The sequence below is a fragment of the Mesorhizobium sp. M7A.F.Ca.US.014.04.1.1 genome (assembly GCF_003998745.1).
Taxonomy (GTDB): domain Bacteria; phylum Pseudomonadota; class Alphaproteobacteria; order Rhizobiales; family Rhizobiaceae; genus Mesorhizobium; species Mesorhizobium ciceri.
On sequence record NZ_RZRW01000165.1, the window covers coordinates 1 to 10,592 of the forward strand.

Here is a 10,592-nt window from a genome sequence, read left to right on the forward strand (position 1 = left end):
GTGGGGCGGGACACGGCGACGGGCGGCAACATCGGCGTCACGACGGGCGCGGTGACGGCGCTGGCTGCCGGCAGGATCGGCATCGACGTTGAGACGCTGTCGGCGACGGCCAATGTGACGATCGTGGCGAACGGCGATGTGAAGGCGGGCGGCCCCGGTATCTTCGCTGGCCTTTCCTCGGGAAGCGGCAACGTCGATGTCACGGCGAACGGCGCGATCGACGCGAGCAGCGGGATTGTCGCAGGGACTGTCGGTACAGGTTCGGTGACCGTGAAGGCGGTTGGTCCGATCACCGCGACGACTGGTCGAGGTATCGACGCTGAAAGCTCGGCCGGCAATGTCGCGGTGATAACGGGTGCTGTGAACGCAACTGCGGCTACGGCGATCTTCGCGCTCCAGGACAATCCGGTGGGCGCTGGCACGATCAATGTGACGACGAATGGCAATGTCTCGGGTACGACAGGTATCCAGGCAACCAATCTTGGCACGGGCGCGATCACGGTGATCGCCAATGGCGCGGTGACCGGAACGTCGGCCGAGGGCATCGTCGCGACGGGCAACGGCGTAGTGGATGTGCAAGTCGCCGGCACGGTGACGGGCGCGACGCGTGGCCTGACTTTGACTGGTGGGACGGGCGCCATCAACGTCGCCTCGTCGGGCGCGATCCGTAGTCTTTCCGGACTGTCCAGCGATGCGGCGATCGAGACCAATGCCGCGACGATGGCGCTCACAAACGCCGGTTCGATCGTCGGTACAGCGCAGTTTGCCGGCGGCGCGACACTGTTCGCCAACGACGGGAACTGGAACGGCGCCGGTGGAACCAGTGATTTCGGCGGTGGCGCCAGCAGGCTGGTCAACGACGGGACCGCCGTCGGTGGAAACTCCGCCGGCGTCGCGGAGACGACGCAATGGACCAATCTGTTTCAGTTCACCAATCAAGGCACCTTGACAATGGCCGACGCTGGCGCCGGCGATGTGATCCGGCAAACCGGCGGCAATGCCGCTTTCGCGACTGGCAGCATCATGGCGATCGATATCAACACGGCCGGCCAGGCCGACAGGTTCAGCACCTCCGGCACCGCGACGATCACTGGCGCGACGCTGACCGTGAACGCCGCGGGCGGCATTGCGGTGCCGGGCACCCGCTATACGGTGTTGACCGCCGATGCCGGGCTGACCGGGCAGTTCGCTGCCTTGACTGGAGTTCTCAACACCGCCTTCCTCAGGCTTGTCGATACCTATGACACCAACAACGCCTATCTCGACATCCTGAAATACCGCAACTTCACCGACGCAGCCTTGACCCGCAATCAGATCGCAACCGCTGGGGGGCTCGAGAGCCTGCCGACATCCGGATCCCTGTACAACGTCATCCTCAACCTCGCGACCGACGTGCAGGCACGTGATGCCTTCGACCAGCTCTCGGGCGAGGTGTATCCCTCGGCGCAGACTTCCCTCATCGAAGATAGCCGTCTTCTGCGCGACGCGGCGACGAACCGCATCCGGGCCGCTTTCGGTATCGTCGGTGCATCGGCCGCTCCGGTCATGGCCTACGCCGATCAGACCTATGGCGGTGCTGCGGGCGCCTATGTCTCGCTCGATCCCAATACGACCGCTGCAGTGGCGTCGGACACCGATCGCTTCGCCCTCTGGAGTCAGGGCTTTGGTTCATGGGGCCATACTGGCAGCGACGGCAATGCTGCCCGCGTTGACCGCTCGACTGGCGGTTTCCTGGCCGGCGGTGACGCCGCCATTTTCGACACCTGGCGATTGGGTATCATGGCGGGATACAGCCGCACCAACCTCGATGTGAAAGACCGCGCCTCGTCGGGCTCGAGCGACAACTATCATCTCGGCCTCTATGGCGGCACCACTTGGGATGTTGGGGGCGGCACGCTCGGCTTGCGCACCGGTACATCCTATACTTGGCACGACATCGCGACGAGCCGCTCCGTCACTTTCCCCGGTTTCAATGACAGCCTCAAGGCAGATTATCGCGCCGGAACGGCGCAGGTGTTCGGCGAACTGGGCTATGGTATCCATGCTGGAAATTTAGGCTTTGAGCCCTTCGCCAATCTCGCCTATGTGAACCTCCGGACTGACGGCTTCACCGAGACAGGCGGCGCGGCGACGCTGACAAGCGCTTCGGCAATCACCGATGCGATCTTCACCACGCTCGGCCTACATGCCTCAGGCGAGTTCACCGTCGGCGAGATGGCGGCGACGGTTCGCGGCACGCTCGGCTGGCGCCATGCCTTCGGCGAGACCGTACCGCTGTCGCGCTTCGCATTCGCCGGCGGCGCATCATTCACCGTCGCGGGCGTGCCGATCGCCAAGGACGGGCTGATACTCGATGTCGGGTTCGACATCGCCATCGCACACAATGCCACGCTCGGCCTCACCTATGGGGGACAATTCGGCAGTCGCGCCGCAGACCAGAGCGTGAAAGCCAATCTCGCGGTCAGGTTCTAGTTGGGGGATGGGCCACACGCCGCAGGACGAGCCCGCATTCGCGTCTCCTCGTCCACCCGCGTTCCATTCACAATCCGCGTTTGCCGCCGCCACTTGCGCAAAAGGTAGAGCCTTTAGCCTTTGGAAAGGGAGATGTGGTTCCTCTCAGAGGCGCGGACTGCGCGCTGAGGCGAATCGATGGATATCTTTGGCATCAAGGCACTTCTGATCTGCGCCCTGATCTTCATTCCGTTCGAACATCTGTTTGCCGAGCGGCCGCAGAAGATCTTTCGCAAGGGCTTCGCTGTCGATCTGATTTATCTGCTGTTCAACGGCTTCATCATAAAGCTGGCCATCGTCATGATGGCGGCAGGCGCGCTCGGTGCCGCTGCACTCCTGGTCCCGCAAGCGATAACGCATGCCGTCAGCGGCCAGCCCGTCTGGCTGCAGGTTGCCGAAATCATCGTGATCACCGATGTCGGCGTCTACTGGACACATCGGGCCTTTCACAAAATCCCGGCGCTTTGGAAGTTCCATGCCGTTCACCACGGCATTGAGGAACTCGACTGGCTCGGGGCCTTCCACAATCATCCCGTCGACGCCATCGTCACAAAGGCAATATCGCTGACGCCGATCTTTTTCCTCGGCTTCTCGGAAGCGTCGATCGCCGTCTTTTCGACTCTCTACCTTGGACATACGCTGCTTGTGCATTCAAACGTGCGGATTCCGTTCGGCCCCTTGAAGTGGCTGATCGCCAGCCCGCAGTTCCATCGCTGGCACCATGCCAACCAGCGCGAAGCCTATGACAAGAACTTCGCCGGGCAGTTGCCTTTCCTCGACGTGCTGTTCGGCACCTACAATCCCACCGGTGACAAGGTGCCGGACAAGTACGGCGTCGACGATCCGATCCCTTCCACCTATTTCGGCCAGATCGGCTATCCGCTCCTGCGCCGCAGGAAGCTGCCGAACCGGGCGGTGCCGAACGCCGAAGCCTGACGGCTGGCCCGGCGTTGCGGTATCCACACCGGTCCCCTTTCGAGCCGCAGGACGCCGAACCACCGGAAGGCTTTTCGCCTCGAATCGGCTAAACCTTGCGCCATGAACGAGACCTCACTCTATGCGCCGGTGAAGCGGTTCCTCGAAAGCCTCGACTTTGTCGTCAAAGGCGAGATCGACGGCTGCGATGTTGTTGCGTTGCGCGAGGGGGAGCCGCCGGTTGTCGTCATCTGCGAGTTGAAGCTGCAGTTCAATCTCGAACTGGTGCTGCAAGGTGTCGATCGTGCGGCGGCCTGTGACGAGGTGTGGCTGGCCGCGCGCATGTCGGCTCGCGGCAAGGGACGCGAAAGCGATGCCAGGTTCCGCAATCTCTGCCGCCGGCTTGGCTTCGGCTTGCTTGGCGTGACCGCGACGGACCGGGTCGAGGTGCTTCTCAGCCCGATCGCGCTGGCGCCGCGCAAAAATGCCCGCCGGCGCTCCCGCCTGGTCGATGAGCACCAGCGCCGTCGCGGCGATCCCGTTGCCGGAGGAGGATCGCGCAATCCGATCATGACCGCCTATCGCCAAAGCGCCCTCGCCTGCGCTGCCGCCATGGTGGATGGCCCCAGGCGGCCGCGAGATCTGAAGGCGGTGACGCCGATCGCGCCCAAGATCCTGCAGCACAATGTCTATGGCTGGTTCGCGCGCGTCGACCGCGGCCTCTACGATCTTACCGATGCCGGCCGTGCCTCTTTGATCCGTTGGCCGCAGGCATCGCACGACGAATCCCGACACGCAATTTTGAACGCAGCAGCCATATGATTGAAGATTCCCGCAGCGTCCGAGGCGGTCCGCTCGGTTGATTTCTCCGACAAAATATGTTGCTTGTCCCGCCCATGAAGAAGCTCTGCATGACCGCCTTGGCGTCAGTGACACTGAGTTTTCCAGCCAGCGCAATGGACAATGCATTGCGCGCCGGACTGATGAAACTCGATCCCCAAACTCGCCTTGAACAGCGTTGCGACGCCGAAGTGCTCGACCGCATCACCCATGACGATCGCAAGTTCAAAGCCGATCGCGTCGTCGCCTACGCCTTTGCCACGCCCGAGATGGGCGCCGATGCAATCAAGAGCCCGGGTGCTGCGTTTCGCAGCAAGGGGCAGTGGTACAGGCTGAAATTCAAGTGCCAGACCGGGCCGGACCATATGGAAGTCTTGCAACTCCGCTACCGGATCGGCGACGAGATTCCGGAAGCCGACTGGGCAAAGTATAATCTCTACGATTGATTGGCGATCGGCCATGGTTTTGCCTGGCTGTCGGCGAGTGCCGCGAGCATTGGATCTGGCTTGACGTAGCGATGCTTCGGTGATGGCGCCACGCGTGATCCCTTGACGCCAAGGGACCACCAAGTTAGGGCCTCTGGGTAATCGACGAACACTCGGCAAAATCAGCAAGGGCTTCCGGTCGATGGACATTTTTTTCAGCGCTGCCAGCCTGACCGCCCTGCTCCAGGTCATCGCCATCGACCTCGTGCTGGCCGGCGACAATGCGATCGTCATCGGCCTTGCCGCTGCCGGCCTGCCGGCTGACCAACGCAAGAAGGCGATCCTCATCGGCGTGATTGCGGCAACGGTGCTGCGCATCGGTTTTGCCGCAATTACCGTCAAGCTGCTGGCGATCGTCGGCCTGCTGCTGGCCGGCGGCATCCTGCTGCTGTGGGTCTGCTGGAAAATGTACCGCGAGCTGCGCACGTCACATGCCGATGAGCTGGAAGCGACCGAGGCGCTGTCGAATTCGGACCTCAACAGTGACCAAGCAGTCGCCGGCAAGTCGAAGCGCAAGACCCTTGGCCAGGCTGCCTTGCAGATTGTCGTCGCCGATGTGTCGATGTCGCTCGACAACGTGCTGGCGGTGGCTGGAGCGGCGCGTGATCATTTTCCGGTGCTGGTCATCGGCCTTGTGCTGTCGATCGCGCTCATGGGGCTGGCTGCGACCTTCATTGCCAAGCTGCTGCATCGCCACCGCTGGATCGCCTATGTCGGCCTGCTGATCATACTCTATGTCGCGCTGGACATGGTCTATCGCGGCGCGGTGGAGGTCTGGCCACATGTGAACAACGTGGTCGGCTGAAGCTGGCGGACATCCGCGTCTTCACTCCGTCGAAGCAAGACCGCCGTGCGTTTTGCCGCATCGCGGGCCTGCCCATACCAATGCCGCAATAAGTGTGGTACTGCGCCGGCAATCCTGAAAAGCCCGGAAACCCTCTATGTCCGCTCCCCGCGTGAGTTTTGTCAGTCTTGGATGCCCGAAGGCCCTCGTGGATTCGGAGCGCATCATCACGCGCCTGCGCGCCGAAGGTTACGAAATCGCGCGCAAGCATGACGGCGCCGACCTCGTCGTCGTCAACACCTGCGGTTTTCTCGATTCCGCCCGCGACGAGTCGCTCAACGCCATCGGTTCCGCGCTTTCGGAAAACGGCCGAGTGATCGTCACCGGTTGCCTGGGCGCCGAGCCGGACGTCATTCGCGAAAAGCACCCCAATGTGCTGGCGATCACCGGGCCGCAGGCCTATGAGAGCGTGATGGCCGCGGTGCATGAGGCCGCACCGCCGTCGCACGATCCCTATATCGATCTCCTGCCGCCGCAGGGTGTCAAGCTGACGCCGCGTCACTACGCCTATCTCAAGATTTCCGAAGGCTGCAACAACCGCTGCACCTTCTGCATCATTCCCGCACTGCGTGGCGACCTCGTCTCGCGGCCGGCGGCCGATGTGCTGCGTGAGGCTGAGAAACTGGCCAAGGCTGGCGTCAAGGAACTTCTGGTCATCTCGCAGGACACCAGCGCCTACGGCATCGACATCAAATACCAGACGTCGATGTTCGGCGACCGTGAAGTGCGCGCAAAATTCCTCGATCTTTCGGAGGAACTGGGCAAGCTCGGCATCTGGGTGCGCATGCACTATGTCTACCCCTACCCGCATGTCGCCGACGTCATCCCGCTGATGGCGGAGGGCAAGATCCTCCCTTACCTGGATATCCCGTTCCAGCATGCCTCGCCGCAGGTGCTGAAAAACATGCGCCGGCCCGCGCATGGCGAAAAGACGCTCGAGCGCATTCGCGGCTGGCGCGAGGTCTGTCCGGATCTGGCCATCCGCTCGACCTTCATCGTCGGCTTCCCCGGCGAGACGGATGACGATTTCGAGATGCTGCTCGACTGGCTCGATGAAGCCAAGATCGACCGCGCCGGCTGCTTCAAATACGAGCCGGTCCGCGGCGCCCGCTCCAACGATCTCGGTCTCGAACAGGTCCCGCAGGAAATCAAGGAGGCGCGCTGGCACCGCTTCATGCAGCGTCAGCAGAAGATTTCGGCGACACAGCTGGCCAGAAAAGTCGGCAAGCGCCTCCCGGTGCTGATCGACGAGGCGCATGGCACATCGGCAAAGGGCCGCACCAAATACGACGCGCCCGAGATCGATGGCTCGGTGCACATCCAGTCGCGTCGTCCGCTGCGCCAAGGCGATATCGTCACCGTCAAGATCGACCGTGCCGACGCCTATGACCTCTATGGTTCGGCGGTCTGACGCCTCGTTCCGCGTAAATTTACTACATCTGGCGATAATCTAGGCCTCTTAACCCGCTCAGCCGCGATCCGCTCTATGGTTTGCCGACCGTAGATGCGGGAAATGCGGATGAACACCAGACCTGCGGAACAAAATTACATTGCGACGCTGGACCTGCTCAGGCTGGTCGCGGCGATGGCTGTCGTGTTCTTCCACTATTTCTTTCGCGGCGCGGCTGCCGAGGGCATTCTGGCTGAGGGTTATCCGCTTGCGGCACCGTTCGCCCTCTACGGCTATCTCGGCGTCAATCTGTTCTTCCTGATCAGCGGTTTCGTCATTGCCTGGTCGGCGGAAAACCGCAGTTGGGACCAGTTTGCGGTCGCGCGGTTCGTTCGCCTCTATCCGGGCTTCCTGCTCTGCATGACGATCACCTTCGCGATTGTCTTCCTTGCCGGGTCGCCGCTGCTTTCGGCCTCTTTCGTTCAGTATGCCGCCAATCTGTCGATGTTCGCGCCGGCGTTCGGCCAGCCCTTCATGGACGGCGTCTACTGGTCGATCGTTCTTGAGCTGGTGTTCTACGGCTGGGTGACGCTGGCGCTGCTCACCGGGCTGTTTCAGAAACGCAAGCTGGAGCTGATCTTGATCTGGCTGGCGATCTCGGCCTTGAACGAGTTCTTCATCGGCAGCGGCGCCGCCAGGCTGCTGTTCATCACCGAGTTTGGACCGTTCTTCGCCGCCGGCGTGCTGGTCCACCACCTGCATGCGCATGGCCGTTCACTGCCTGCAATGCTGCTGCTTGCCGCCGCGTTCCTGATCTCCTGCGGCACGCTGTCGGTGACGCAGCACTGGATGCTTGGCCACTACGGCATTGCCGTTTCGTCGGCCAATCTGGTCATCGCCAACGTCGTCATGCACGCGGCCTTGATCGGTGCGGTGCTGCTGCGCGGCCGTATCAGGGCATCGGGGCTCACCCTGGCGCTGGGCGGGCTGACCTATCCGCTCTATTTGCTGCACCAGGACATCGGCTATCTCGCCATCAATGCGGCAACGCCCCTTATCGGCAAATGGTTTGCCGCCTTTGGCTGCGGCGCACTTATGCTTTTCGTTTCGTGGGCAATCTGGCGCGCCTGCGAACGACCCGCACAGCGGCTGCTGAGGATTTGGCTCGGCCGCGCGGTCGATGCTGGCCTGGCGCGATTTCGTCGCGTCTCAGCCGGAGCGCAGCCCGCCGAATGAAAAAGGGCGCCTCGCGGCGCCCTCCTCATTTCGATCTCTTGCGCTACTTACTGCGGCAGCTTGTCGTCGACACCCTTCACATAAAAATTCATGCCGAGCAGCGTGCCGTCATCGGCGACTTCGCCATCCTTCAGCCACGGCGTGCCGTCTTGCTTGGCGATCGGCCCGGTGAAGGGGTTCCAGCCGCCGGCGATCTTCTTCTCGGTGGCCTCCGCCATCGCCTTCACGTCGTCGGGCATGTTGGTGTAGGGGGCGAGCTTGACCGCGCCGTCCTTGATGCCAAGCCAGACATTGTCCGGCTTCCAGGTGCCGTCGAGGGCTGCCTGGACCCGGCTGATGTAATAGGGACCCCATTCGTCGGTGAGCGAGGTCAGCTGCGCGTTCGGCGCGAACTTGATCATGTCGGAGGACTGGCCGAAGCCGTGCAGCTTGCGCTCCTCGGCCACCTGCAGGGCAGCGGTCGAATCGGTGTGCTGGACAATAATGTCGGCACCCTGGTCGAACAGCGCCTTGGCGGCGTCGGCTTCCTTGCCCGGATCGAACCAGGAATTCACCCAGACGATCTTGGCCTTGAAGTTCGGGTTGATCGACTGCGCGCCGAGCATGAAGGAGTTGATGCCCATCACCACTTCGGGGATCGGGAAGGAAACGATGTAGCCGGCAACGCCTGCCTTCGATTCCTTGGCGGCGATCTGGCCGAGCACATAACGGCCTTCATAGAAACGCGCATTGTAGATGCCGAGATTGTCAGATGTCTTGTAGCCGGTGGCGTGCTCGAACATCACCTTCGGGAATTTCTTGGCGACCTTCACTTCTGGGTCCATGAAGCCGAAGGAGGTGCCGAAAATGATCTTGCAGCCTTCGCGTGCCAGGCGCTCGAAAGCGCGGTCGGCGTCGGGGCCTTCCGAGACGTTTTCAAGATAGGCGGTTTCGACCTTGTCGCCGAGCGCCTTCTCCACTTCGAGACGGCCCTGGTCGTGCTGGTAGGAATAGCCGAAATCGCCGATCGGGCCGGTGTAGACCCAGCAGGCCTTCAGCTTGTCCGCGGCCTCGGCCGTCGCTGCCAGCGACATGGCGGCGGTCGTGGTCATCAGGGCAATAAGCAGTTTTTTCATCGTGTTACCTCTCTGAGTTAGCCTTGGAGCTTCCCGTTTGTTTTTGTTGTCAACGATCCGGAACGAATGGCTGCCCCAAGGAAGCCGGCGTGTTCATCATCGTCAGACGCTTGTTGCGCGAGATTAGAACGAGAACCACGACGGTTGCCAGATAGGGCAGCGAAGAAAGGAACTGTGAGGGCACTGGAATGCCAAAAGCCTGTGCATGAAGCTGGCCGATCCATACCGCGCCGAAGATGTAGGCGCCGGCCAGCACCCGCCATGGCCGCCAGGAGGCGAACACCACCAGCGCCAGCGCGATCCAGCCGCGGCCGGCGCTCATGTTCTCCACCCATTGCGGCGTGTAGACCAGCGAGAGATGGCCGCCGGCGAGACCGGCACAGGCGCCGCCGAAGATGACCGCGAGGTATCGGTAGCGGATGACCTTGATGCCAAGCGCATGCGCCGAGGTGTGGCTGTCGCCGATCGAACGCAGCGTCAGCCCGGTGCGGGTCTTGAACAGGAACCACATGACGGCGGCGGTCAGTGCGATCGAGATGTAGAAGATCGGATCCTGGCCAAACAGCAGCCTGCCGACCACAGGGATTTCCGTCAGGCCGGGAATGTCGAGGTTGGGCAGCCTTTCGCCGGGCTGGCCGACGAAGCTGGTGCCCATCATGCCGGACAGGCCAAGGCCGAGCAGCGTCAGCGACAGGCCGGTCGCCACCTGATTGGTGGCCAGCGACAGCGTCATGACGGCAAACAGCAGCGAGAACACCGCGCCCATGGCAATGGCCGCCAAAAGGCCGATCCAGGGTGATCCGGTGAGATAGGTTGCGCCGAAGCCGCCGACGGCGCCCATGATCATCATGCCTTCGACGCCGAGATTGAGTACGCCGGAGCGCTCGACCACCAGCTCACCGATTGCCGCGATCAGCAGCGGCGTTGCCGCGGTGGCGATGGTCAGAAGGATGTTTACGGTGATGTCCATCAACGGGCTTCCTTCAGCTTCGGTGCGGCTTCGAGTTTGGCCACGCCTTCCGGTTTGGTCAGCGCCAGGCCGACCAGACGTATGCGGTAGTGGATGAGCGTGTCGCAGCCGAGCACGAAGAACAAAAGCATGCCCTGGAACACCCGCGCCACCTTGTCGGAGATGCCGAGCGCGCTCTGCACTGCTTCGCCGCCGAGATAGGTCAGTGCCAGCACCAGTCCGGCGGCAACGATGCCAAGCGGGTTGAGACGGCCGAGGAACGCCACGATGATGGCGGTGAAGCCGT

General features: G+C 62.4%; 9 protein-coding genes and 1 pseudogene. 7 read left to right on the forward strand and 3 right to left on the reverse strand.

Translation table 11 applies throughout. The features are described from left to right. The 7 genes from EOA22_RS13565 to EOA22_RS13595 form a co-directional block, all read left to right on the forward strand. Nucleotides 1-2,472 (forward strand): autotransporter domain-containing protein (locus EOA22_RS13565; RefSeq protein WP_127390020.1); only part of this gene is annotated, 2,472 nt, incomplete at its 5' end. 177 nt (nt 2,473-2,649) lie between these two features. Then, entirely contained in the window at nt 2,650-3,447 is a 798-nt protein-coding gene (locus tag EOA22_RS13570) for a sterol desaturase family protein (RefSeq protein WP_063168009.1), read from the forward strand. A 102-nt stretch (nt 3,448-3,549) separates the two neighbouring features. Continuing rightward, nucleotides 3,550-4,248: a DUF2161 domain-containing phosphodiesterase gene (locus tag EOA22_RS13575; protein WP_063168008.1), complete on the forward strand. Its 699-nt coding sequence runs from the start codon at nt 3,550-3,552 to the stop codon at nt 4,246-4,248. Nucleotides 4,249-4,304: 56 nt separating this feature from the next. Next, the gene (locus EOA22_RS13580) at nt 4,305-4,712 is read left to right on the forward strand and encodes a DUF930 domain-containing protein (RefSeq protein ID WP_032808257.1); all 408 of its coding nucleotides are present in this window, start codon (nt 4,305-4,307) and stop codon (nt 4,710-4,712) included. A 181-nt stretch (nt 4,713-4,893) separates the two neighbouring features. Further along, the gene (locus EOA22_RS13585) at nt 4,894-5,556 is read left to right on the forward strand and encodes a TerC family protein (RefSeq protein WP_013531644.1); all 663 of its coding nucleotides are present in this window, start codon (nt 4,894-4,896) and stop codon (nt 5,554-5,556) included. Nucleotides 5,557-5,692: 136 nt separating this feature from the next. Next, nucleotides 5,693-7,006 (forward strand): 30S ribosomal protein S12 methylthiotransferase RimO, encoded by a 1,314-nt coding sequence (gene rimO, locus EOA22_RS13590; protein ID WP_013531645.1) that lies wholly within the window; start codon nt 5,693-5,695, stop codon nt 7,004-7,006. Between the two features lie 108 nt (nt 7,007-7,114). Further along, on the forward strand, nt 7,115-8,221 hold the full coding sequence (locus EOA22_RS13595; RefSeq protein WP_127390021.1) for an acyltransferase: 1,107 nt from the start codon (nt 7,115-7,117) through the stop codon (nt 8,219-8,221). Nucleotides 8,222-8,268: 47 nt separating this feature from the next. Here EOA22_RS13595 and EOA22_RS13600 read toward each other — a convergent pair whose 3' ends face one another. The 3 genes and pseudogenes from EOA22_RS13600 to EOA22_RS13610 form a co-directional block, all read right to left on the reverse strand. After that, nucleotides 8,269-9,336: a BMP family ABC transporter substrate-binding protein gene (locus tag EOA22_RS13600; protein WP_013531647.1), complete on the reverse strand. Its 1,068-nt coding sequence runs from the start codon at nt 9,334-9,336 to the stop codon at nt 8,269-8,271. A 49-nt stretch (nt 9,337-9,385) separates the two neighbouring features. Continuing rightward, a complete protein-coding gene (locus EOA22_RS13605) occupies nt 9,386-10,306 on the reverse strand; it encodes an ABC transporter permease (RefSeq protein ID WP_024503273.1) in 921 nt (306 codons plus the stop codon). Then, nucleotides 10,306-10,592 (reverse strand): annotated as a pseudogene (locus tag EOA22_RS13610) (ABC transporter permease); the annotation flags it as partial. The pseudogene EOA22_RS13610 and the gene EOA22_RS13605, both read right to left, overlap by 1 nt.